The following is a 26,082-nucleotide window of genomic DNA, read 5'->3' on the forward strand; positions in this document are numbered from 1 at the left end:
GCCGGATACGTTCTTACAGCTTTAACTCTGTACTTAAGCCAGCGAACTAGCTCAATCCCAGCTCGGACCATATGCGTCGCACGTGTTGACGTTCGACCACAAGTTGATCCCCCGTGACCACGCCGGCCTCCTTTTGCAAGGCTTGACGGTGGGCGACGGTGCGAAAGGCCTTGTAAGCCTCGCGCAACAGGTTGGCATCAGTGGCGGGCATCAGCCCGACCTGCTCCAGCCCTTCCAGAATGCGGATGTTATCGGTGTAGCGCAGTAACGCCGGATGTTCCCTGGACCACGCCAGGGCCGCGTATTGCACCATAAATTCAATATCGACGATACCTCCGGCATCTTGCTTGAGGTCGAACGGCACCGTGGCCTCGAAGGCGTTTTCAGCCGTTCCGGCAGCCGTTATCCGGGTACCAAGATTGCCACGCATTTTGGCCCGCATCTCGCTGACCTCCTGGCGCAAGACAGGCAGGTCGCGCTCACGCCCCAGCACGCTGGCACGTACTTTTTCGAACGCACTGCCCACTTGCTTGCAGCCCACCAGCACCCGCGCCCGCACCAGCGCCTGATGCTCCCAGGTCCAGGCCTCGCTTTCCTGGTAGCGCTCAAAGGCGCCAAGGGAACTGACCAGCAATCCCGATGCACCTGAGGGACGCAGGCGCATATCGACGTCATACAGCTGCCCGGAGTTGGTCTGGGCCGTCAGCAAGTGAATGATGCGCTGACCCAACCGGGTGAAAAACTGCGCGCCATCAATCGGCTTGGCGCCATCGGTTTCGGCATTCGGGTCACCGTCGTGGATAAACACCAGGTCCAGATCCGAGCCGTGTCCCAGCTCGATTCCACCCACCTTGCCGTAGCCAACAATAATAAAGCCGGGGTCGCACAAGCTGCCGTCCGTGCGCTGGGGCGTTCCGTACTTGGCCACCGTCTGGCGCCAGGCCAGCGCCAGCACTTGCTCCAGAATCGCCTCGGCCAGCCAGGTCAGGTAATCGCTGACTTTCATTAAAGGCAGGCTGCCCGCGATTTCCGAGGCAGCAACCCGCAGGCGGTGGGCCAGCTTGAAGTTACGCAAGGCCTCCATCTGCTGCTCAAGATCGTCCTCGGGGATACGTGTCAGGCGCTCACGCAACTCGGCCGCCAGTTCCGGCGCCAGGGGCGGCTTGAACAGTCGACGCTCGTTGAGCAACTCATCGAGCAACAACGGGAAGCGGGTGATTTGTTCGGCGATCCACGGGCTCGCCGCGCACAGCGTCAATAAACGCCGCAATGCGTCGGGGTTTTCGGTCAACAGCACTAGATAAGCCGAACGTCGGGCCACCGCCTCGACCAGCGGCAACACCCTCTCCAGTACCAGATCGGGGTTGGCGTGCTCTACGGCCTGGGCCAGCAAACGCGGGATAAACGCATCCAGGCGCTCGCGCCCCAAACGCTGCATGGCGCGCAATTGCGGACTGGAACGCAGGGCCGCCAGCTGCTTCAAGGCTTTGGGGGCATCAACAAACCCGGCCTCTTCCAGCTGGACACAGGCAGCGGCGTCGTCCTGGACCTCCTCCCACAACGGCAACCACTCTCCGCCTACGATCAGTTCGCCTTCATCGATGACCTCTTCCTCATCAGGGTCGGCGATGACCTGACGGAAATGCCAGTCGATGCGACCGCGCCACGCCATTAATTGCTCGTGGAATGCCGCCCAAGTGTCAAACCCCATAATAAATGCAATGCGCGCCTGATCCTGCTCGGTGTCGGGCAGCATTTGGGTCTGGCGGTCTGCTATGGCCTGGATCGCGTGCTCGGTGTAGCGCAAAAATTCATAGCCTTCGCGCAGCTCGTTAACCACTTCGCCCGGCAAATACCCCTGACCTTCCAGGGTCGTCAGCACTTTAAGCAGCGGGCGTTGCTGCAGGCTGAGGTCACGGCCGCCGTGGATCAGCTGGAATGCCTGGGCGATAAACTCGACTTCACGAATCCCGCCCGCCCCCAGCTTGATGTTGTCGGCCATGCCTTTGCGCCGCACCTCCTGCTGGATCAGCTGTTTCATGGTGCGCAGCGCTTCAATTGCCGAAAAATCGAGGTAGCGTCGGTACACGAACGGGCGCAGCAAACTGAGCAGCTGCGCACCCATCGCCTGATCACCGGCCACGACCCGGGCCTTGATCATGGCGTAGCGTTCCCAGTCGCGGCCTTGATCCTGGTAGTACTGCTCCAGCGCATTGAAGCTCAGCACCAATGAGCCGGACGAGCCGTACGGGCGCAAACGCATATCGACGCGAAACACAAAACCGTCGACGGTCACCGGGTCCAAGGCCTTGATCAGGCGCTGACCCAGGCGGATAAAGAACTCCTGATTGTCCAGCGGGCGCTTGGCACCCACCGTTTCGCCGCCTTCGGGGTAGGCGAAAATCAGGTCAATGTCCGAAGACAGGTTCAGCTCTACGGCACCCAGCTTGCCCATGCCCAGAATCACCATCTGCTGCGGCTCGCCACTGCGATGCCCGGTGGGCGTGCCGAACTGCTGGCAATGACGTTGGTACAACCAGCGATAAGCCTGATCGATACTGGCATCGGCCATGTCCGACAGGTCGCGGCAGGTTTCAATCAAGTCGGCCTGGCGGTTGATGTCACGCCAGATAATCCGGATCTGTTGACGGGTGCGCTGGCGGCGCAGTGCACGGCCCAGCTCGTCATCGGTGGCTGCAGCCTGCGCCGCAACGCTGATCTGGGCACACAACTCGCCGGGGGCAAAGCTGCGGTCCAGTTCGCCTGAGCCCGCAAGCTCAAGCAACATCAAAGGGTCACGTAATGACTGTTCTATAAAGAAGTCACTCGCGGCACTGACCCGGTTAAATGCCAACCAGCGCTGCGCCGACCAGTCATCAAGCCCCTGCTCGCCCTCAAGCCCGGCGACCGCCGTGCGCCAGGATTGCTCGGCGCGACTGGCCAATGGCTGTAAAAGACCTGGAATGGGTACTAGCGACGGGAGGCTCATGGTCTATCCTTGATCGGCGATGGTGTTGCCGAGTACGGTGACAGGAAGAAACAGCGGTTTAATCCGACTGTCGAACAAAGGTTATAAATAGCTGTAAGCGCATATTGTTTAGCATCCAGCCTGCGCACATAAGGCTGAATGACGAGAAACACACCAACAATATCGATTTTTCGCACAACCAAACTGATGGCTATCAGGACCAATCCTGTAGTTTTACTACTGAGTCACACACTCGAAAGGCTGAAATGGCCGACGATTTGTAGTAAAACTACACGCCGCTGGAATCAACCTCCGGCCATCCAAGAATTTATGTCGTCTGCCCACAAGGCCAGTCGCAAACTCAGGCAACCGATTCTGGAAGCCTATCCGCCCTGGAGCAAGCCATGCAAGACCTCGATCCCGTCGAAACCCAGGAATGGCTGGACGCCCTGGAATCGGTTCTCGACAAAGAAGGCGAAGACCGCGCTCACTACCTGATGACCCGTATGGGTGAGCTCGCTACCCGCACCGGTTCGCAGCTGCCGTATGCCATCACCACGCCTTACCGCAACACGATTCCTGTAACCCACGAAGCACGCATGCCTGGCGACCTGTTCATGGAACGCCGCATTCGCTCGCTGGTTCGCTGGAACGCCATGGCCATGGTGATGCGCACGAACTTGAAAGATTCTGACCTGGGCGGTCATATCTCCAGCTTCGCTTCCAGCGCAACCCTGTATGACATCGGCTTCAACTACTTCTTCCAGGCCCCAACCGACGAACACGGCGGCGACCTGATCTACTTCCAGGGTCACACCTCGCCAGGCGTTTACGCCCGTGCGTTCATGGAAGGCCGGATCACCGAAGAACAAATGAACAACTTCCGCCAGGAAGTAGACGGTCAGGGCCTGTCGTCCTACCCGCACCCTTGGCTGATGCCTGATTTCTGGCAGTTCCCGACTGTATCGATGGGCCTTGGCCCGATCCAGGCGATCTACCAGGCTCGCTTCATGAAGTACCTGGAAGCCCGCGGCTACATCCCGGCAGGCAAGCAAAAAGTCTGGTGTTTCCTGGGCGACGGCGAGTGCGACGAACCAGAATCCCTGGGCGCGATCTCCCTGGCCGGCCGTGAAAACCTGGACAACCTGATCTTCGTTATCAACTGCAACCTGCAGCGCCTTGATGGCCCGGTTCGCGGCAACGGCAAGATCATCCAGGAACTCGAAGGCGTATTCCGCGGTGCTCAGTGGAACGTGACCAAAGTCATCTGGGGCCGTTTCTGGGACCCACTGCTGGCCAAGGACGTTGACGGTATCCTGCAACGTCGCATGGACGAAGTCATCGACGGCGAGTACCAGAACTACAAAGCCAAAGACGGCGCGTTCGTACGTGAACACTTCTTCAACACGCCAGAACTCAAGGCGATGGTTGCTGATCTGTCCGACGACGAGATCTGGAAACTCAACCGTGGTGGCCACGACCCGTACAAGGTCTACGCGGCGTACCACGAAGCGGTCAACCACAAGAACCAGCCAACCGTCATCCTGGCCAAGACCATCAAGGGTTATGGCACCGGCGCTGGCGAAGCGAAAAACACGGCGCACAACACCAAGAAAGTTGATGTTGAAAGCCTGAAGCTGTTCCGTGACCGTTTCGACATCCCGGTCAAAGACGACGAAATCGAAAACCTGCCATTCTTCAAACCTGAAGCAGGCAGCGCTGAAGCCCGTTACCTGAGCGAGCGCCGCACTGCACTGGGCGGTTTCGTTCCTCAGCGTCGTGCTCTGAGCACCAGCATTCCGACCCCGCCACTGGACACCCTCAAGGCCATCCTTGACGGCTCCGGCGACCGTGAAATTTCCACCACCATGGCTTTCGTGCGCATCCTGGCGCAGCTGGTCAAGGACAAGGAAATCGGTCAGCGCATCGTTCCGATCATCCCGGACGAAGCCCGTACCTTCGGTATGGAAGGCATGTTCCGCCAGTTGGGCATCTACTCGTCCGTCGGCCAGCTCTACGAGCCAGTCGATAAAGACCAGGTGATGTTCTACCGCGAAGACAAAAAAGGTCAGATCCTCGAAGAAGGCATCAACGAAGCAGGCGCCATGAGCTCCTTCATCGCCGCCGGTACTTCGTACTCCAACCACAACCAGCCTATGCTGCCGTTCTACATCTTCTACTCGATGTTCGGCTTCCAGCGTATTGGCGACCTGGCCTGGGCCGCTGGCGACAGCCGCACCCGTGGCTTCCTGATCGGCGGCACCGCCGGGCGCACCACGCTCAACGGTGAAGGCCTGCAGCACGAAGACGGTCACAGCCACATCCTGGCCGGTACCATCCCGAACTGCCGCACCTTTGATCCAACCTACGGCTATGAGCTGGCGGTGATCATTCAGGACGGCATGAAGAAGATGACCGAAGAGCAACAGGACGTCTTCTACTACATCACCGTGATGAACGAGTCTTACCAGCAGCCAGCCATGCCGGCCGGTGTCGAGGAAGGCATCGTCAAGGGCATGTACCTGCTCGAGGAAGACACCAAGGAAGCGGCGCACCACGTTCAGCTGATGGGCTCCGGCACCATCCTGCGTGAAGTCCGTGAAGCGGCGATCATCCTGCGTGAACAGTTCAACATCGGTGCTGACGTATGGAGCGTTACCAGCTTCAACGAACTGCGTCGCGACGGCCTGGCCGTCGAACGCAGCAACCGTCTGCACCCGGGCCAGAAGCCTAAGCTGAGCTACGTTGAAGAGTGCCTGACTGGCCGTAAAGGTCCGGTCATTGCCTCTACCGACTACATGAAGCTGTTCGCTGAACAGATTCGCCAGTGGGTACCGGTCAAGGAATTCAAAGTGCTGGGCACTGACGGTTTCGGCCGCAGCGACAGCCGCAAAAAACTGCGTCACTTCTTTGAAGTAGACCGTCACTTCGTGGTGTTGGCAGCCCTGGAAGCACTGGCTGACCGTGGCGATATCGAACCTAAGGTGGTTGCAGAAGCCATCGTCAAGTTCGGCATCAACCCGGAAAAACGCAACCCACTGGACTGCTGAGGAGAATATTTGTGAGCGAACTCATTCGAGTACCTGACATCGGCAGCGGCGACGGTGAAGTCATCGAGCTGTTTGTAAAAGTCGGCGACCGTATCGAAGCCGATCAGAGCATCCTGACGCTGGAATCGGACAAGGCGAGCATGGAAATCCCTGCTCCTAAAGCCGGTATCGTCAAAAGCCTGAAGATCAAGCTGGGCGACCGCTTGAAAGAAGGCGACGAATTGCTGGAACTGGAAGTCGAGGGCGCCGCTGCGGCGCCTGAAGCTGCAGCCCCTGCAGCGGCTCCGGCCGCAGCCGAGCAACCTGCTGCTGCCCCTGCTGCCGAGGCCCCTGCGGCCCCGGCTGCACCTGCCGCTGCCACCATCCAGGACATCCATGTCCCGGATATCGGCTCGTCGGGCAAGGCCAAAATCATCGAAGTCCTGGTCAAGGCCGGCGATACCGTTGAGGCTGATCAATCGTTGATCACCCTCGAATCCGACAAGGCCAGCATGGAAATTCCATCGCCAGCCGCCGGTGTGGTTGAGAGCATTTCGGTCAAGCTGGATGACGAAGTCGGCACTGGCGATTTCATCCTCAAGCTCAAGGTTGCCGGCGCTGCTGCGCCAGCCGCTCCAGCCCAGGCTGCTGCTGCTCCTGCTGCGGCAAAAGCTGAAGCGCCTGCTGCTGCCCCGGCACCGGCCGCCAAAGCCGAGGCAGCACCTGCCCCGGCCGCCGCGCCTGCACCAAAGGGTGCCAAAGTTCACGCCGGCCCGGCCGTGCGTCAACTGGCCCGCGAATTCGGCGTCGAGCTGAGCGCGGTCAGCCCAACCGGCCCACACGGCCGTGTGATCAAGGAAGACGTGCAGGCTTACGTCAAAACCATGATGCAGAAGACCAAGGAAGCTCCGGCTGCAGGCGCTACCGGCGGTGCCGGTATTCCGCCAATCCCGGTTGTGGACTTCAGCCGCTTCGGCGAAGTTGAAGAAGTGGCCATGACTCGCCTGATGCAAATCGGCGCGTCGAGCCTGCACCGCAGCTGGCTGAACATCCCGCACGTGACTCAGTTCGACCAGGCTGACATCACCGAGCTGGAAGCCTTCCGCGTCGCGCAAAAAGCCGTCGCAGAAAAAGCCGGTGTGAAACTGACCGTACTGCCTCTGCTGCTCAAGTCCTGCGCGCACCTGCTCAAGGAAATGCCGGACTTCAACAGCTCGCTGGCGCCAAGCGGCAAAGCGATCATCCGCAAGAAGTACGTCAACATCGGCTTCGCCGTTGACACCCCGGATGGCCTGCTGGTCCCTGTGATCAAGAACGTTGATCAGAAGAGCCTGCTGCAACTGGCTGCTGAAGCGGCTGCGCTGGCTGCCAAGGCCCGCGACAAGAAGCTCACCGCAGACGACATGCAAGGCGCGTGCTTCACCATTTCCAGCCTCGGTCACATTGGCGGCACCGGCTTCACGCCGATCGTCAACGCACCGGAAGTGGCGATCCTCGGCGTTTCCAAGGCAACCATCCAGCCTGTCTGGGACGGCAAAGCCTTCCAGCCGAAGCTGATGCTGCCACTGTCGCTGTCCTACGATCACCGTGTGATCAACGGCGCTGCTGCTGCACGCTTCACCCAGCGTCTGAGCCAGTTGCTGGGCGACATCCGCACGATCCTGCTGTAAGCCCCGCCCCGGCCTTCCTCACCGAAGGCCGGGGTAGCGCACTGTTTTCCGAGCGCCACGCTCGTACCTCAACCCCGCCATTTGGCGGGGCTTTTTTTTGCCTGCGATTTAGCCATTCCCATGCACACAATCTCCCACCACTCGCACCAGCGCCGCACTACAACCCACGCAGAATCAAGGAGTGGGTAGCTTCCCCCTGCGACTCCTACGGTTAACCAAAGGACTTTAACCGCGCGACAAATAGCGCCTTACATCAGAAAGGATTTCGATGTGAACAGACCTACCGTAGGCCCGATTCTGGGATTTACCACTGCACAACACGCCCGTATTTTTGTACGCGGCGCATCCGATAAAAAAAACGCTGTATTCGCCGGCATCCGGCATCGAAAGGTCGGTCAAAGCCAGTGGTCAGCAGGCGTGTATTCAAGGCTGAGCACTGAGTTCGACATGTCCGACACTCTGGTCCTGAGCGGGCTGAGCGCCGACACCCGCTACGAATACCAGGCGGGCTGGTTCTCCACCGAGCGCCAGGACCACACACCCGAAACCGTCAAGCAGATCCCGCTCAAGTGGCCGCCACACCTTTACACCTTCAAGACCACGTCCAACCAACCCAACCGTATACGTCGCTATGTCACAGGCTCGTGCCGCTACCTCAGGCTGACGGCAGGCATACCTTCGGCCCCCGAACTGGGGGACAGAATCTTCAGCGCCATTGGCTCACTGAACCAGCAGCGGCCCCTCGATGCCGTCGTGATGACCGGCGACCAGGTGTATGTCGACGACCTGAATGTCCTGTTGCCAGACCGAGAATTCGCTGCCATCAGCAAAAAATACCAGGCGGCGTTTTCACAACCCCATATCCGCAACCTGATGTCGGGCACGCCGACCTACATGATGCTCGACGACCACGAAATCGAGGATAACTGGCCAGCCAATCAGAACAACACTGATCGAAAGCTCTACAACAACGCCATGACGGCTTATGAGATCTATCAATGCAGCCACGGTCCCGCACACGGACTGCGGCCCGATGGACGCATCAACCGCGATCTGAAGCACTACTGGTACTCGTTTGGCGACGGCGATATCGACTGGTTTTTCATGGACTGCCGCACTGAACGCACCCTGTCCGGCAATGCCAAAAGCATGATTGGCACCCAACAGGAATACGCACTGATGAAATGGCTGATCAACAGCACGGCCAAGGTGAAGTTCATCGTCAGCAGCGTCATGTTCATGCCCGATCAACAGCGCGGCGATGACGGCTGGAAGGCATTCGCGGCGCAGCGCAACCGGATACTTGAAACCATTCGCTCCAACGCCATCAAAAACGTGGTGTTCGTCTCCGGTGACATTCATGGCTCTCTTACTTGCCAACTGCGCCACAGCAAAAGCCCGGGGTTTGTCGTACACAGCATCGTGTCTTCACCCTTGTGCAATACCAAGCTGCTGCCGTATGCCAAAGCCAGTGACCTGATCGTCAACGGCCCCCTGACGACGATCGGTACAGGCACTTACTCGCTTACGCTCACCAGCCGAGTGGTGAGCGAGGACAACTTCGCCTGCATGACCATTGAAGGCCAGAAGCTCCAGGTCGATTTTCACAATAAAAATGGCCAAATCATCGAGTCAACGACCATTACGCTGACATAAGTGCTAAACCTTGTGGGTCGGCCTGCAGAAATCTGTTGGCCGGCCGATAAGCCCCTATAGCACTTAGCCTTTATGTTCACTTGTCAGCGCCGTGAGCATGATGCAACCTTGCCGCAAACCACAGAAACAGGGTGACAGCCCGTGCGCAATCCGCATTTGTGAAGCGAGTGCCCCAATGAAAAGCCAACCCGATGCTGCCCCGCGGATGGCAGCCGAGGTCGTAACCCAGCTCCCCGTGCCTTCCAGACTTGGCATGCTGCGTTTCGAACGGCTGAACGAAGCCAGCTGGGCCATGCTCTACCTCGACCCTCACTGCGAACGCCAATTTGGTGTACCCGCGGCAGAGCTGTGCGCGCTGGTTGGCTCGCCCTATGCCAGCTTGATGGAGCCCCAGGCCCGCTATCGGCTGCACGATGCCATTGAGTACCAGCTCAGAACCAGCCACCACTACGTGGTGCATTACACCTTGCACACCGCTCTCGGCCCACTGAACCTGATGGAGCTGGGCGAAGCGTACAAGCAGCACAACCGTCACTTCTTGCGCGGCTACCTGCTGGCGGTTGAAGACAGCGCTGCCAGCCCGTTGCCGGCGCCTGTGGCCGAGCTTGAGACCCAAAACAGTCGCCTGCAGATCGCACTGGCACTCAATCAGCGCGCCCAACACGATCAGCTCCAGCACCTGGAGCGCGTCCGCGCCCAGCAGGATTTAATCCTGCGTCTGGCTCGTCACCGGTACAGCCAGCACAACTCGCTGCAAGAAGCCGCCGAACTGATCACACGCAGTGCCTGCGACATTTATCAAATCGACGGGGCCAGCCTGTGGAACCTCGAAGGCAGCCAGTTGGTGCCGGTTTCGGCTTTCCAGCACGCGACCCAGGCCCACATCGCGCAAGATATCTTCGACGCCAGCCTCTTCCCCGACTACCTCGAAGCCTTGCACACCAGCCGCTCGATCGACGCTCAGAATGCCAGCCGCGACCCGCGTACCCGCAAGCTGGTGGAAAGCCTGGGGCGATGCGAAGCCAGTGCCATGCTCGATGCGGGCATACGCATCGATGGGCAGGTCGTCGGCGTCCTGTGCCTGGAACAAATCGGCAAAACCCGCATCTGGCAGGCGGATGAGATCGCCTTCGCCGGTGAACTGGCCGACCAGTTTGCCCAGGTCATCAACAACCACAATCGACGGGCCGCCACCAACGCCCTGCGCCTGTTCCAGCGTGCGGTCGAGCAAAGCGCCAACGCCTTTTTGCTGGTCAACTGCGACGGCGTGGTGGAATACGCAAACCCCAGCTTTACCGCCATCACCCAGTACAGCACCGAGGAAGTTCAGGGCCACAAGCTGTCCGAGCTGCCCGCGCTGGAAAACCTCAGCGAATTACTCTTCGATGCCCATTCAAGCCTGAGCAATGGCAACAGCTGGCAAGGTGAGTTCAAAAGTCGTCGTAAAAACCTGGAACCCTACTGGGGCCAGATGTCGATCTCCAAGGTCTATGACGACAACCGGGAACTGACCCACTACATCGGTATTTATGAAGACATCACCGACGCCAAGCTGGCGCAGCAGCGTATCGAGCGCCTCGCTTACACCGACAACCTGACCAATCTGGGCAATCGCCCGGCTTTTATCCGCAGCCTCGACGAGCGTTTCGCCCGCAACAGCAGCACACAGGTTTGCCTGTTGCTGGTGGACATCGACAACTTCAAACGCATTAACGACAGCCTCGGCCACCAGACCGGTGACAAGCTGCTGATCAGCCTGGCCCGCCGCCTGCGCAACAGCCTGAGCCCCAGCGACGGTCTGGCGCGCTTTGCCAGTAATGAATTCGCGGTGCTGCTGGACGACACAGACCTGGTGACCGGCCAGCAGATTGCCAGCCAACTGCTGATGACCCTCGACAAACCGATGTTCGTCGACAACCAGTTGATCAGCGTTACCGGCTCGGTCGGCGTGTCCTGTGCCCCCTTGCACGGCCGCGACCCGCAAACCCTGATGCGCAACGCAGGCCTGGCGCTGCACAAGGCCAAAGCCTGCGGCAAGCATCAGGTGCAAGTGTTCACTGAAGCCCTGAATGCCGAAGCAAGCTACAAGCTGTTTGTCGAAAACAACCTGCGCCGTGCCCTCACGCAAAATGAACTCGAAGTGTTTTATCAGCCCAAGCTGTGCCTTCGCACCGGGCGATTGCTGGGCATGGAAGCCCTGCTGCGCTGGAACCACCCCAAGAACGGAATGATTCGCCCGGACCAGTTCATCAGTGTGGCCGAAGAAACAGGGCTAATCATTCCCATCGGAAAGTGGGTCGCCCGCCAGTCCTGTCGAATGAGCAAGCAACTGAGCCTGGCCGGACTGGGTAATCTGCAAGTGGCGATCAACGTCTCACCCAAGCAATTTTCCGACCCGGACCTGGTGGCTTCGATTGCCAGCATCCTCAAGGAAGAACAGCTCCCGGCCGCACTGCTGGAGCTGGAACTGACCGAAGGCTTGCTGCTGGAGGCCACCGATGACACCCGTCTGCAACTCGATCAGCTGAAGAAGCTCGGCCTGACCCTGGCAATGGACGATTTCGGCACCGGCTACTCTTCGCTCAGCTACTTGAAGAAATTTCCGATCGACATCATCAAGATCGACCGCAGCTTCATCAAAGACATCCCCGACAACCAGAACGACATGGAGATCACCTCCGCCGTGATCGCCATGGCCCACAACCTCAAGCTCAAAGTGGTTGCCGAGGGCATTGAAACCGCTGCACAGTTGGCATTCCTGCGCCGCCATCGTTGTGATGTGGGTCAGGGCTATCTGTTCGATCGCCCGATCCCCGGCAGCGAACTGATAGAAAAGCTCAAGCGTTACCCCCGTGGCCCCGTGGCCTGACAGCGCGGCAACACTCGGGCACACTAGCGGCCTGACTTCCTACACTCTGACTGAGAGGACTTGAACCATGGTCTTGCGCTCGGAAATCCTGGTGAATAAAAACGTGCTCCCTACTAAAGAACAAGCCCTGCCGGGCCGCGACACCCACGTACAGCTGCCGGAAACCCACTACGTCACCGGCGAGCCGCTACTGGGCCCGTTTTCGAAGAATGTGGACTTTGCGATTTTTGGCCTGGGCTGTTTTTGGGGTGCAGAACGCAAGTTCTGGGAACGTGAAGGCGTGGTCAGCACCGTTGTGGGCTATGCGGGCGGCTACACACCAAACCCGACTTACGAAGAAGTCTGCTCGGGCCTGACCGGCCACACTGAAGTGGTGCTGGTGGTCTACGAACCAGAAATCGTCAGCTACAAGCAATTGCTGGCCATGTTCTGGGAACTGCATAACCCGACCCAGGGCATGCGCCAGGGCAACGACATCGGCACCCAGTACCGCTCGGTGATCTACTGCACCACCCCTGAACAACTTGAGCAGGCACTGGAGAGCAAAAAAGTGTTCCAGGCTGAACTGGACAAGGCTGGCCTGGGCACCATCACCACTGAAATAGAGCAGGCGCCTACGGTCTACTTCGCCGAGGCATACCACCAGCAATACCTGGCGAAAAATCCGCAAGGCTATTGCGGCATTGGCGGCACCGGCGTGACCTGCCCGATTTGATGTAGCACAAAAAACAGTGGGAGCGGGCTTGCTCGCGATGCAAGCGACTCGGTGTTTCTGTTACACCGCATCGCCTCGATCGCGAGCAAGCCCGCTCCCACATTGGTTTTCAGCTATTTTCCGCGATCAACCATTCCATCTGCCAGCCACCCTGGGTTTGCCCCAGTTTCTTGGCCAGCCACGGCAGCAGTTCACGCAGTTCTTCTTCCAGACCCCAAGGCGGATTGGCAATCGCCAAGCCCGAGCCATTGAGGCTGTTGGGCGTGTCCAGTGGATGCACGAACAATTCGACCTGCAGCAGTTTCGGTGCGCCTGAACCCGCCAGGTCCTGATAAAAACGACGCAACTGGCGCTTGTCCTTGATCGGATACCAGATAGCCACCACGGTCTGACGCATACGGCTGATCGCGTCTTTCAACGATTCCGCGCAGCGTTTCATCTCGTCCAGCTTCTCGAACGGCGGGTCGATCAACATCAGCCCGCGCTTCTCGGCCACCGGCAGCAGCGCCCGCGGCACATGCCAGCCTTCGCCCAAATGCACGGCTACACGGCGATCGCCTTTCATGTTGTCTTTGAGCAACACACCGTCTTCGGGGTGTTTTTCGTTCAACAGCACGCGATCCTGGGAACGGGTCAGGCGACGCGCCCACTCCGGCGAACCCGGGTAATAGCGCAACTCGCCATCGGGGTTCATCTTGTGCAGCACTTGCATGTAGTCATCCGTCACTGCAGGCAGGTCTTTCTGGCCCCACAATCGTGCGATGCCTTCCAGATACTCACCCGTACGGCTGGCCTGATCGCCCTTGAGGTCGTACAGACCAATACCGGCGTGGGTATCGAGGTAGGCAAAAGGCTGCTCTTTGCGCGACATCAGGGCGATGAGGCGGGTCAAGACGATATGTTTGAAGACGTCGGCATGGTTGCCGGCGTGGAAGGCGTGACGATAGTTCATGGTTGCTCCTGCGCAGGGGGCGAAGTTTACCTTGTACACAACCTGACGTCAGGTGGCAGGCCGTTTTTCCGAGATACGGTGAGCAAGGCCCAGGCAAAAAAAACGGCCCGTCTCACCTGGAGACGGGCCGTTTCAGTACACCTTCAAGTCAGCGCATGCGCTTACCCGATCAGTGGTTCTGCTGGAAATCCTTCTCGGCAGCATTGAAGCGCTCAACCATGCCCTTGCTTGGGCCTTTGCCCGCAAGGCTCACCAGCACGATGGCCAGGCTGGCCAGGATGAAGCCCGGGATGATTTCGTACAGGCCGAACAGTGCGAAATGCTTCCACACGATCACGGTAAACGCACCCACCAAAATACCGGCCAATGCGCCATTACGGGTCATGCCTTTCCACAGTACCGAGATCAGTACCACTGGACCGAACGCAGCACCAAAGCCTGCCCACGCGTAGCTCACCAGGCCCAATACACGGTTTTCCGGGTTGGAAGCCATCGCGATAGCGATCAAGGCAACCACCAGCACCATGATCCGGCCCACCCATACCAGCTCAAGCTGGGAGGCGTTTTTGCGCAGGAAGGATTTGTAGAAGTCTTCGGTCAGTGCGCTGGAGCACACCAGCAACTGGCAGCTCAGGGTGCTCATTACCGCAGCCAGAATGGCCGACAGCAGTACACCGGCAATCCACGGATTGAACAGCAACTTGGCCAGTTCGATGAACACGCGCTCAGGGTTTTCGTTCACAGGACCTGCCACTTCCGGGTGAGCCGAGAAGTAAGCGATACCGAAGAAACCCACAGCCACCGTACCGGCCAGGCACAGGATCATCCAGGTCATGGAGATGCGACGTGCGTTGGCAATCGACTTGACCGAATCAGCGGCCATGAAACGCGCCAGGATGTGGGGCTGGCCAAAGTAACCCAGGCCCCAGCCCATCAGCGAAATGATGCCGATAAAGGACGTGCCCTTGAGCATGTCGAAGTTGCTTGGGTCGTTGGCCTCGATGGCCAGGAACGTCGTGTCTACGCCGCCAGTGGCCAGCAGTACGATGATGGGCGTCAGGATCAGCGCAAAAATCATCAGGGTGGCTTGAACGGTGTCAGTCCAGCTCACGGCCAGGAAGCCGCCGATAAAGGTGTAGGCAATGGTCGCCGCAGCGCCGGCCCACAAGGCTGATTCATAAGACATGCCGAACGTGCTTTCGAACAGACGGGCACCGGCCACGATGCCGGAAGCGCAGTAGATGGTGAAGAACACCAGAATCACGATGGCCGAAATAATCCGCAGCAAGCCGCTGTGGTCTTCAAAACGGCTGGAAAAGTAATCCGGCAGGGTCAGCGCATCACCGTTGTGCTCGGTCTGCACCCGCAGGCGACCGGCAACAAACAACCAGTTCAGGTAAGCACCGGCCACCAGGCCGATGGCGATCCAGCTTTCCGACAGACCGGACATGTAGATCGCGCCCGGCAAACCCATCAACAACCAGCCGCTCATGTCGGAGGCGCCAGCAGACAATGCAGTGACAACGCTGCCCAGGCTGCGGCCACCGAGAATATAGTCAGAAAGGTTGTTGGTGGAGCGATAGGCCATGAGGCCAATCAGCACCATTGCCGCGATATAGATCACGAACGTGATCAGGGTTGGGTTACTAACACTCATTGATAAAGCCCTGGCATTGTTTTTATGTTTAGCGGCGGTCTGGCCGTACGCTCACAAACGTCCTGTTTGAGACGATCAACCTTGCCGCGCATTTATGACTGATGTTTCCCCAGGAAACCCATCAGCCGATGAACCCGTCTTTTAGCAGGTTGCACCTTGGGCGCGAATGCTATGCAACAAACCAAATAAGGTGCAACCAGTTTCTACCGCACAAGTTGCACCTTGTCGCCATTTCGCCTCAATTCGGTGTTTTTGCTTCTTTTCGGAGCTAAAACCGCGCAAAACCAATTAAAAAGCACCACGTCAGTGCGACCGCAGCACCCTGTTCAAAAATTCCTGACGAAGCGTAGAACAATCCGCAAAAAAACGGGTTGCACTAGGTTGCACCTCTTTCAGCGCAGCGCTAATCTTGCCGCCAGCTGCTGCCACGCAAATGTGGCACCCATGAGGATAAAAATATGGCTACCACCACCCTTGGGGTCAAACTTGACGACCCTACCCGCGAGCGCCTCAAGGCTGCCGCGACCTCGATTGATCGCACGCCTCACTGGCTGATCAAGCAGGCAATCTTCAATTACCTGGAAAAACTCGAGGGTGGTGCAACCCTGACCGAGTTGAGCGGTATCCCTGGCAGCGCCAGCGATGACGCCGACGACGTGCACGCCGATCACGCGCATCAGTGCTTCCTGGAATTTGCAGAAAGCATCCTGCCCCAGTCCGTACTGCGTGCCGCGATCACCTCCGCTTATCGCCGCCCGGAACCCGAAGTGGTCCCGATGCTGCTGGAGCAAGCGCGCCTGCCAGCCCCGATGGCCGAAGCCACCCAGACCCTGGCCGCCTCGATTGCCGAAAAACTGCGCAATCAGAAGAGCGCCGGTGGCCGCGCCGGTATCGTGCAAGGCTTGCTGCAAGAATTCTCCCTGTCGTCCCAGGAAGGCGTGGCGCTGATGTGCCTGGCCGAAGCGCTGCTGCGTATCCCGGACAAAGGCACCCGTGACGCCCTGATCCGCGACAAGATCAGCACCGGCAACTGGCACCCGCACCTGGGCAACAGCCCTTCGCTGTTCGTCAACGCCGCGACCTGGGGCCTGTTGCTGACCGGCAAGCTGGTATCGACCCACAACGAAGCAGGCCTGACCTCCTCCCTGAGCCGCATCATCGGCAAAAGCGGCGAGCCGATGATCCGCAAGGGCGTCGACATGGCCATGCGCCTGATGGGCGAGCAGTTTGTGACCGGCGAAACCATCGCCGAAGCCCTGGCCAACGCCACGCGCTTTGAAGCCAAGGGCTTTCGCTATTCCTACGACATGCTCGGCGAAGCTGCACTGACCGAACATGACGCCCAGAAGTACCTCGCGTCCTACGAGCAAGCCATCCACTCGATCGGCAAAGCGTCCCACGGCCGTGGCATTTACGAAGGCCCGGGCATTTCGATCAAGCTGTCGGCCTTGCACCCGCGCTACAGCCGCGCCCAGTACGAGCGCGTCATGGACGAGCTGTACCCGCGCCTGCTGTCGCTGACCTTGCTGGCCAAGAAGTACGACATCGGCCTCAATATTGACGCCGAAGAAGCTGACCGCCTCGAAATCTCCCTCGACCTGCTGGAGCGCCTGTGCTTCGAGCCGCAACTGGCAGGCTGGAACGGCATCGGCTTCGTGATTCAGGCTTACCAGAAGCGCTGCCCTTACGTGATCGACTACGTGATCGACCTGGCTCGCCGCAGCCGTCATCGCCTGATGATCCGCCTGGTGAAAGGCGCGTACTGGGACAGCGAAATCAAGCGTGCCCAGGTCGAAGGCCTGGAAGGCTATCCGGTCTACACCCGCAAGGTGTACACCGACGTGTCCTACCTCGCTTGCGCGAAAAAACTGCTGGCCGTACCCGAAGCCATCTACCCGCAGTTCGCCACTCACAACGCCCAAACGTTGTCGGCGATTTACCACATCGCGGGTCAGAACTACTACCCGGGCCAGTACGAGTTCCAATGCCTGCACGGCATGGGCGAACCGCTCTACGAACAGGTTGTAGGTAAAGTTTCCGAAGGCAAGCTGAACCGTCCGTGCCGTGTGTACGCTCCAGTCGGCACCCACGAAACACTGCTGGCTTACCTTGTTCGACGCTTGCTGGAAAACGGTGCGAACACCTCGTTCGTTAACCGCATCGCCGACCACACCATCGCGATCCACCAGTTGGTGGCCGACCCGGTGAGCCAGATCGAGCAGATGGCCACGGCCGAAGGCGGCTTCGGCCTGCCGCACCCGCGCATCCCGCTGCCGCGTGACCTGTACGGTAGCGAACGCGCCAACTCCAGCGGCATCGACATGTCCAACGAACACCGCTTGGCATCGTTGTCCTGCGCCTTGCTGGCCACAGCCCACAACGACTGGAAAGCCGCGCCGATGCTCGGTTGCGATTCCAGCAGCGAAACGCCTGCGGCGGTACTCAACCCGGCCGACCTGCGTGACGTGGTGGGTTATGTGCAAGAAGCCACCGTTGAAGACGCCGACAACGCTATCCAGTGCGCCCTGAGCGCCGCACCGATCTGGCAGGCCACCCCGCCCGCCGAACGCGCTGCGATCCTGGAACGCGCCGCCGACCTGATGGAAGGCGAGATCCAGCCACTGATGGGCCTGCTGGCCCGTGAAGCTGGCAAGACCTTTGCCAACGCCATCGCCGAAGTGCGCGAAGCCGTCGACTTCCTGCGTTACTACGCGGTACAGGCTCGCAACGATTTCACCAACGATGCCCATCGCCCGCTGGGCCCGGTGGTCTGCATCAGCCCGTGGAACTTCCCGCTGGCCATCTTCAGCGGCCAGGTGGCTGCGGCACTGGCTGCTGGCAACCCGGTACTGGCCAAACCTGCGGAACAAACCCCGCTGGTGGCTGCCCAGGCCGTGCGCATCATGCTCGAAGCAGGCATCCCGCAAGGCGTGCTGCAGTTGCTGCCGGGCCGTGGTGAAACGGTTGGCGCACGCCTGGTCGGCGACGATCGGGTCAAAGGCGTGATGTTCACCGGCTCCACCGAAGTTGCACGATTGCTGCAACGCAACGTGGCAGGCCGCCTGGATGCTCAAGGCCGTCCTATCCCGCTGATCGCCGAAACCGGCGGCCAGAACGCCATGATCGTCGACTCCTCGGCGCTGACCGAACAAGTGGTTATCGACGTTGTGTCTTCAGCCTTCGACAGCGCCGGTCAGCGTTGCTCGGCCCTGCGTGTACTGTGCCTGCAGGAAGACTCGGCAGACCGCGTCATCGAAATGCTCAAAGGCGCCATGGCCGAATCGCGCATGGGTAATCCTGAACGCCTGAACGTAGACATTGGCCCGGTGATCGACGCCGAAGCCAAGACCGGGATCGAGCAACACATCCAGGGCATGCGCGACAAAGGCCGCACTGTTTACCAGATGGCCATTGCCGACATCGAAGAATGCAAGCGCGGCACCTTCGTCATGCCGACCCTGATTGAACTGGAAAGCTTCGACGAACTGGAACGCGAGATCTTCGGGCCCGTGCTGCACGTGGTGCGCTACAAGCGCAAAGACATCGACCAGTTGATCGCACAGATCAACGCTTCGGGTTACGGCCTGACGCTGGGCGTACACACCCGCATCGACGAAACCATTGCCAAAGTGGTCAACAACGTCAACGCCGGTAACGTCTACGTCAACCGCAACATCGTGGGTGCCGTGGTCGGCGTGCAACCGTTCGGCGGCGAAGGCTTGTCGGGCACAGGCCCGAAAGCCGGTGGCCCGCTGTACCTGTACCGTCTGCTGTCGACCCGCCCGGGCAATGCGATCGAACAATCGTTCGCCAAGGTCGATGCCATCAGCGCGCCGGATACCCAGGCTCGCGAAGCCCTGAGCAAACCGCTCAGTGCCCTGCACACCTGGGCAACCGGCAACCAGCAACCGGCGCTGGCCGAACTGTGCACCGAGTACGCTGCGCACTCGCAAAGCGGCATCACTCGCCTGCTCAACGGCCCGACCGGCGAACGCAACAGCTACGCCATTCTGCCGCGCGAACACGTGTTGTGCCTGGCTGAAGTGGAAAGCGACCTGCTGACCCAACTGGCTGCCGTACTGGCCGTGGGCAGCACCGCGGTACTGCCGCAAAGCGAACTGGCCAAAGCCTTGTACGCCCGTCTGCCAAAAGAGGTGCAGGCACGCATCACCCTGGTGGCTGACTGGACCAAGGACGACGTGATCTTCGACGCCGTCCTGCACCACGGTGACTGTGATCAGTTGCGTGACGTGTGCAAGCAAGTGGCCCAGCGCGCAGGCGCCATCGTTGGCGTGCAAGGTCTGTCCCAAGGCGAAACCAACATCGCCCTGGAACGCCTGGTGATCGAGCGCGCACTGAGCGTCAACACCGCTGCTGCTGGCGGTAACGCGAGCTTGATGACCATCGGCTGATGGTTTGATCGGGCAATAAAAAACCGGGCACCCGAAGGGGTTGCCCGGTTTTTTTATGCGTTGAGGCTTTGCAAACGTAATAGAGGGCTCAGACCTAGATACTCATCGCGGTGCAAAAAATCACAATCCAACCTAACCATAAGTAGCTAAACACCCCTGCCCAGATACCGTTGGCAAACGACAGGGTCGAATTACTATGGCCTTCGGGGTCGGCTTCCAAAAAGTTGATAGCTCTCTGTGCACCTGCCAGCAAAAAACCGACTACACACAAGAACATGAGGTTAACGGCAAGTAGCCACCCAGGAATAAAGGTGGCATTACCTATAAATGAAAAAACAATGGAAGTGACTGTTATGGAAAATATCAATGTTCCACGCACGACTGGGGACCATGTATAAGCCAGCCCCGACTCACTCAGTGACTTTTGGACTTTCGAGAACAAAGAGAAAATCATTAACGCCCCGAAAAAAGTACGAACTGCCGGCCAAATATTGATTCCAGTCGCCAACCGATACTGCTTCCAGTTCTCGTAAAACCAGACAATCGAATAAAGCCCCATCGTCATAAAATACAGAACCATGAATTTCTTCACGGAAATCACAAAGAACGTGTGCGCACTCTGAGCAGGTGTTGATTCTTCTGAGTCAGGATTATCTTTTTTCAATAGAGATAACGGCATTTTTTCGCCCCGCAGAGTTAAATTGAGGCGGAAGTAGACAAAATAAGCCCAACAATGAAATGCAGTCCGCATCTCGTAATTTCGTCGGAAGATGCCCTGATACCCACCATACTGTGCACATGCCGGTATCCAACCATCGCCGCTAGCCATGTCAGAAATGAAAAGACACTGCGCCAAAGCATCAGATGCAGCGTGCGAAGCGTGCTTGGATTTGGAAGACAGCCACCCCGCACAAAACCTTTTTGACAGCCCGCCAATAACGCAGGTTAGAATCGCTGGCACGCAGACTGCATGAGCCGTTTGCGCCCTGTCTTTTGAGCTTTCTGGAGTACTGCCTTTGAATGCGACGACCATCAACAGCCTGTTCTTGATCGGCGCGTTGCTGGTAGGTGCAAGCATTCTGGTAAGTTCTCTGTCCTCGCGTCTGGGCATCCCGATTCTGGTCATCATCCTTGCGGTGGGCATGACAGCGGGTGTCGATGGCGGCGGCATTATTTTTGACAACTACCCCACCGCCTATCTGGTGGGCAACCTCGCCCTCGCGGTGATTTTGCTCGACGGCGGCCTGCGTACGCGGGTCTCCAGTTTCCGCGTGGCGTTATGGCCTGCGCTGTCGCTGGCGACCGTGGGGGTAATGATCACCACCGGGCTGACCGGCATGATGGCCGCCTGGCTGTTCAACCTCAATTTGATCCAGGGCCTGTTGGTGGGCGCTATTGTCGGTTCGACCGATGCCGCAGCCGTATTCTCGCTGCTGGGCGGCAAGGGCCTGAACGAACGGGTCTCGGCCAGCCTTGAGATCGAATCCGGTAGCAACGACCCGATGGCGGTGTTTCTCACCGTCACCCTGATCGACATGCTCGCCAGCGGCGAGACCGGCCTGCACTGGAGCCTGCTGCTCAACCTGCTGAGTGAGTTCGGTATCGGCGGTGCTGTCGGGCTGGCTGGCGGCTGGCTGATGCTGCAAATGGTCAACCGCATCAACCTGGCCAACGGCTTGTACCCGATTCTGGTCATCGCAGGCGGCCTGGTGGTCTTTGCCCTCACCAACGCCCTGCACGGCAGCGGCTTCCTCGCGGTATACCTGTGCGGCCTGGTGATCGGCAACAGCCCGATCCGCAGCCGTCACGGCATCTTGCACATGCTCGACGGCATGGCATGGCTGGCCCAGATCGGGATGTTCCTGGTGCTGGGCCTGCTGGTCACGCCACACGACTTGCTGCCGATCGCGATTCCGGCCCTGGCACTGGCCTTGTGGATGATCCTGTTCGCACGCCCACTGTCGGTCATGGTGGGCCTGCTGCCCTTCAAAGCGTTCCATGGACGCGAGAAGGCCTTTATTGCCTGGGTGGGCCTGCGCGGTGCGGTACCCATCATTCTGGCGGTGTTCCCGCTGATGGCCGGGCTGCCCAATGCGCAGCTGTATTTCAACCTGGCGTTCTTTATCGTGCTGGTGTCCCTTCTGGTGCAAGGCACCAGCCTGCCCTGGGTCGCCAAGCTGCTCAAAGTGACCGTACCCCCGGACTTGGCACCGGTCTCGCGCTCAGCCCTCGAAGTTCACGTGACCAGCGAGTGGGAACTGTTTGTTTACCGCCTCGACGCACAAAACTGGTGCATCGGTGCGGCCCTGCGTGAACTGAAAATGCCCGAGGGCACCCGTATCGCGGCCCTGTTTCGCGATCAGAAACTGCTCCACCCGTCGGGTAGCACCACCCTCGAAATTGGCGATTTGCTCTGCGTCATCGGTCACGAACACAACTTGCCAGCCCTGGGCAAACTGTTCAGCCAGCCTCCGAGCCGTGGCCTGGATCTGCGCTTTTTTGGCGACTTTGTGCTCGAAGGCGACGCCCAGCTGGGCGCTGTGTCGGCGTTGTATGGCCTCAAGCTGGACGGCATCGACCCCAACATTCCGCTCAGCAGCTTTATTGCGCACAAGGTCGGCGGCGCGCCGGTGGTCGGCGATCAGGTGGAGTGGAACAACACCATCTGGACAGTCGCCGTGATGGAGGGGAACAAGATAGCCAAAGTGGGCGTCAGATTCCCCGAAGGAAGTGCACCGGGGCCCGGGCTGTTCCTCTAAACTCCAACTTTCTGACCTTTGTCTGACCGGTATCTATGCCAACTCTGCGCACGTTCATCGCAACAGTCCTGCTCGGTCTGAGCCTTTGTGTCGGCACGCTACACGCGGCCGAACCGCCTACCTCCGAATCGGTGCAGCAAAGCCTGGACAAAATTGCTGATCGCAAGCTGCCAGATGCAGACCAGAAAGCACTGCAGGCAGTGCTCCAGCAAACCCTCACCCTGCTGGACAACAAAGCCGATTACGAACAGCGCCTGAACGACGTCAAACAACAGCTCAGCAATGCGCCGCGCCAGACCAGCGAAAACCAGCGTGAACTGGCCCGCCTCAAGGCCAGCAAAGCCCTGCCGGTGGCCCAGCGCTACAGTGATTTGGCCGTGCCGCAGCTGGAGCAAATGCTGGCTGAACGCACGACCCAGCAGGGCGAACTGCAAAAAGCCCTGGCCATTGCCAACAGCCAGAGCATTGCCGCACAAACCCGCCCGGAAAGGGCTCAGGCCGAAATCAGCACCAGCCAGACGCGTATCCAGCAGATCAACAACATCCTGAAAACCGGGCGTGACAATGGCAAATTGCTCACCCCGGATCAGCGCAACCAGCTCAACGCCGAAGTGGCCTCGCTCTCCGCACTGATCGCCCTGCGCCGCCAGGAGCTGGCCGGTAACAGCCTGCTGCAAGACCTGAGCGGCAGCCAGCATGACTTGCTGCTGGAAAAAACCACGCGTCAGGATCAGGAAATCCAGGAGCTGCAAACCCTGATCAACCAGAAGCGTCTGGCGCAGTCACAGCAGACCGTGACCGAACAATCCATCGAGGCGCAAAAGTCCGGCAGCAGCAGCCTGCTGGCGACCGAAAGCGCGATCAACCTCAAGCTTTCCGACTACCTGCTACGCAGCACCGACCGTCTCAATGAAGTCACCCAGCAGAACCTCGAAACCAAGCAGCAACTGGACAACGTCACCCAGAGCGATCAGGCGCTGGACGAGCAGATCAACGTGCTCAAGGGCAGTTTGCTGCTGTCCAAGATTCTCTATAAGCAGAAACAGGCCCTGCCGCGCCTGCAGAAAATGGACAAGAACCTGGCAGACGAAATCGCCGATATTCGTCTGTATCAGTTTGAAATCAACCAGCAACGGGAGCTGATCAGCAACCCGACGTCCTACGTCGACAACCTGCTGTCGACCCAGCCTGCCGATCAAGTCACGCCTCAACTGCGCAAGACCCTGCTCGAACTGGTCAACACCCGCAGTGACTTGCTGGACCGCCTGAATCGCGAGTTGAGCTCCCTGCTCAACGAATCGATCACGCTGCAACTGAACCAGAAGCAACTGCTCAGCACCGCCCAGAGCCTGCGTGCCACGCTGGACGAGCAAATGTTCTGGATTCCCAGCAACAAGCCCCTGGATCTGGAGTGGCTGGAAACTGCCCCGCGCCAGCTGGAACAGCAAGTCACCACCCTGCCGTGGGGCTCCAGCGTCAGTGAGCTGGCAGAAGGCCTGGTGCAGAGACCGCTGTTGTTCCTGCCGTTCTTGCTGGTGGTGGCGGCCTTGCTGTGGAAGCGCAGTTACCTCTACAGCAAATTGAACAAAATCCATCAGGACATTGGTCACTTCAAGCGCGACAGCCAATGGCATACGCCACTGGCCATTCTGATCAATATCCTGCTGGCGATGCCTATTTCGCTGGCTCTGGCGCTGTGCGGCTATGCCCTGCAAACCGATGCCCGAGGCATGAACGCCAATACGGGCGCGGCCCTGATCCAGATGGCCGAAGCCTGGCTGGTGTTCTACACCGCTTACCGGATTCTGGCGCCAGGTGGCGTGGCCGAACTGCATTTCCGCTGGGAAAAACCGCTGGTCGCGTTCCTGCAGAACTGGATTCGCAAGCTGGGCTTTGTCGTCCTGGCCCTGGTGGCCGTAGTCGCCTTTGCCGAGCAACAACCCGCTGCTCTGGCCGATGACGTACTGGGCATCCTTGTGGTGTTGAGTTGTTATGCCGCCATGGCCTGGTTGCTGTGCCGCCTGCTGCTCAACGACTTCGAGACAGCGACAAAAGCCTATCGCCTGCGCAAATTGCTCGGTTTTGCCTTTGCGCTGTTGCCGCTGGCATTGTTCGTTGCCGTCTGTTTTGGCTACTACTACACCGCGCTCAAACTCAGCGACCGACTGATCAACACCCTCTACCTGCTGATGCTCTGGCTGGTGGTCGAAGCGGCCTTCGTGCGCGGCCTGGCGGTGGCGGCACGGCGCCTGGCCTACCAACGCGCACTGGCCAAACGCCAGGCGGCCAAGGAAGCCGGCGAAGGCAACGACATCATCATTGAAGAACCGACCCTGGACATCGAACAGGTCAACCAACAATCGCTGCGCCTGATTCGCCTGGCCCTGCTGGCGGGCTTTATCGGCATTTTGTACTGGGTCTGGGCCGACCTGATCTCGGTCTTCTCCTACCTCGACAACATCACCCTGTACGAGTACACCAGCGGCACCGGCGCCAACATGAGCATGGTGCCCATCAGCATTGGCGACGTGATCGGTGCACTGGTCATCATCGGCATCAGTATTGCCCTGGCGCGCAACCTGCCCGGGCTGCTGGAAGTGCTGGTGCTGTCTCGCCTCGATCTGGGCCAGGGCAGCGCCTACGCCACCACCACCTTGCTGACTTACGTGATCATCGGCGTAGGCTTCGTGTCCACCCTGTCGACCCTGGGTGTGAGCTGGGACAAGTTGCAATGGCTGGTCGCCGCGCTGTCGGTGGGCCTGGGCTTTGGCATGCAGGAGATTTTCGCCAACTTCATCTCCGGGATCATGATTCTGTTCGAGCGCCCGGTGCGGATTGGCGACACCATCACCATCGGCAACCTGTCGGGCACTGTGAGCAAGATCCGCATCCGTGCGACCACCATCACCGACTTCGACCGCAAAGACATCATCGTCCCGAACAAGACCTTTATCACCGGGCAACTGATCAACTGGTCCCTGACCGACACCATCACCCGCGTCACCCTCAAACTGGGTGTGGACTACGGTTCGGATCTGGACCTGGTAAAAAGCCTGCTGCTCAAGGCTGCACAAGAGAACCCCCGTGTACTCAAAGACCCTGAGCCGCACGTGTACTTCCTCAACTTCGGCGCCAGCACCCTGGACCACGAACTGCGCATGCACGTCCGTGACCTGGGCGACCGTAACCCGGTGATCGACGAGGTAAACCGCTTTATCAACCGCGAGTTCAAGAACCACCACATCAACATCTCGTTCCAACAGATGGAGGTGTACCTCAAGAACTTGCAGGGTCAGGAATACAAGTTGGTGCCCGTAGGGCCGGAAGTCCCGCCCGAGCCGACACCACCCCCGCAAAAGCCGCAGTTGGGCAAACTCGACTGACTCAAGGCTGAT

General features: G+C 59.2%; 12 protein-coding genes. 8 read left to right on the plus strand and 4 right to left on the minus strand.

All coding sequences use genetic code 11. The annotated features are described in order from the left end of the window. Nucleotides 1–46 precede the first annotated feature (46 nt). On the minus strand, nucleotides 47–2,989 hold the full coding sequence (gene glnE, locus AACY07_RS11310) for a bifunctional [glutamate--ammonia ligase]-adenylyl-L-tyrosine phosphorylase/[glutamate--ammonia-ligase] adenylyltransferase (protein ID WP_339474848.1): 2,943 nt from the start codon (nucleotides 2,987–2,989) through the stop codon (nucleotides 47–49). Nucleotides 2,990–3,372: 383 nt separating this feature from the next. Between glnE and aceE the strand changes: the two genes are divergently transcribed. The 5 genes from aceE (at nucleotide 3,373) to msrA (ending at nucleotide 12,907) form a co-directional block, all read left to right on the plus strand. Then, a complete protein-coding gene (aceE, locus tag AACY07_RS11315; protein WP_133076695.1) occupies nucleotides 3,373–6,018 on the plus strand; it encodes a pyruvate dehydrogenase (acetyl-transferring), homodimeric type in 2,646 nt (881 codons plus the stop codon). An 11-nt stretch (nucleotides 6,019–6,029) separates the two neighbouring features. After that, entirely contained in the window at nucleotides 6,030–7,667 is a 1,638-nt protein-coding gene (gene aceF / locus AACY07_RS11320; RefSeq protein ID WP_339474849.1) for a dihydrolipoyllysine-residue acetyltransferase, read from the plus strand. 270 nt (nucleotides 7,668–7,937) lie between these two features. Beyond that, nucleotides 7,938–9,323 (plus strand): alkaline phosphatase D family protein, encoded by a 1,386-nt coding sequence (locus tag AACY07_RS11325; protein ID WP_339474851.1) that lies wholly within the window; start codon nucleotides 7,938–7,940, stop codon nucleotides 9,321–9,323. A gap of 175 nt (nucleotides 9,324–9,498) precedes the next feature. Then, complete coding sequence (locus AACY07_RS11330; protein WP_339474853.1) at nucleotides 9,499–12,192, plus strand: putative bifunctional diguanylate cyclase/phosphodiesterase; 2,694 nt, start codon at nucleotides 9,499–9,501, stop codon at nucleotides 12,190–12,192. A 67-nt stretch (nucleotides 12,193–12,259) separates the two neighbouring features. After that, nucleotides 12,260–12,907: a peptide-methionine (S)-S-oxide reductase MsrA gene (msrA, locus tag AACY07_RS11335; protein WP_133076699.1), complete on the plus strand. Its 648-nt coding sequence runs from the start codon at nucleotides 12,260–12,262 to the stop codon at nucleotides 12,905–12,907. A gap of 109 nt (nucleotides 12,908–13,016) precedes the next feature. On the opposite strand, the gene AACY07_RS11340 is transcribed toward msrA, so the two are convergent. Both AACY07_RS11340 and putP read right to left on the minus strand, forming a co-directional pair. After that, entirely contained in the window at nucleotides 13,017–13,859 is an 843-nt protein-coding gene (locus tag AACY07_RS11340) for a 23S rRNA (adenine(2030)-N(6))-methyltransferase RlmJ (RefSeq protein ID WP_339474855.1), read from the minus strand. A 169-nt stretch (nucleotides 13,860–14,028) separates the two neighbouring features. Beyond that, complete coding sequence (gene putP / locus AACY07_RS11345) at nucleotides 14,029–15,516, minus strand: sodium/proline symporter PutP (protein ID WP_133076701.1); 1,488 nt, start codon at nucleotides 15,514–15,516, stop codon at nucleotides 14,029–14,031. A 458-nt stretch (nucleotides 15,517–15,974) separates the two neighbouring features. Between putP and putA the strand changes: the two genes are divergently transcribed. Beyond that, nucleotides 15,975–19,928: a trifunctional transcriptional regulator/proline dehydrogenase/L-glutamate gamma-semialdehyde dehydrogenase gene (putA, locus tag AACY07_RS11350; RefSeq protein ID WP_339474857.1), complete on the plus strand. Its 3,954-nt coding sequence runs from the start codon at nucleotides 15,975–15,977 to the stop codon at nucleotides 19,926–19,928. A gap of 94 nt (nucleotides 19,929–20,022) precedes the next feature. Here the strand turns inward: putA and AACY07_RS11355 are convergent, their stop codons facing one another. Further along, nucleotides 20,023–20,961 (minus strand): hypothetical protein, encoded by a 939-nt coding sequence (locus AACY07_RS11355; RefSeq protein WP_339474859.1) that lies wholly within the window; start codon nucleotides 20,959–20,961, stop codon nucleotides 20,023–20,025. Here AACY07_RS11355 and AACY07_RS11360 point away from each other — a divergent pair. After that, entirely contained in the window at nucleotides 20,945–22,687 is a 1,743-nt protein-coding gene (locus AACY07_RS11360) for a potassium/proton antiporter (RefSeq protein ID WP_133076704.1), read from the plus strand. The two genes, AACY07_RS11355 and AACY07_RS11360, sit on opposite strands and share 17 nt — an antisense overlap. A gap of 35 nt (nucleotides 22,688–22,722) precedes the next feature. Beyond that, complete coding sequence (mscK, locus tag AACY07_RS11365) at nucleotides 22,723–26,070, plus strand: mechanosensitive channel MscK (protein ID WP_339474861.1); 3,348 nt, start codon at nucleotides 22,723–22,725, stop codon at nucleotides 26,068–26,070. Nucleotides 26,071–26,082 lie beyond the last annotated feature (12 nt).

Source organism: Pseudomonas sp. RL_5y_Pfl2_69 (assembly GCF_963970465.1).
Taxonomy (GTDB): Bacteria; Pseudomonadota; Gammaproteobacteria; order Pseudomonadales; family Pseudomonadaceae; genus Aquipseudomonas.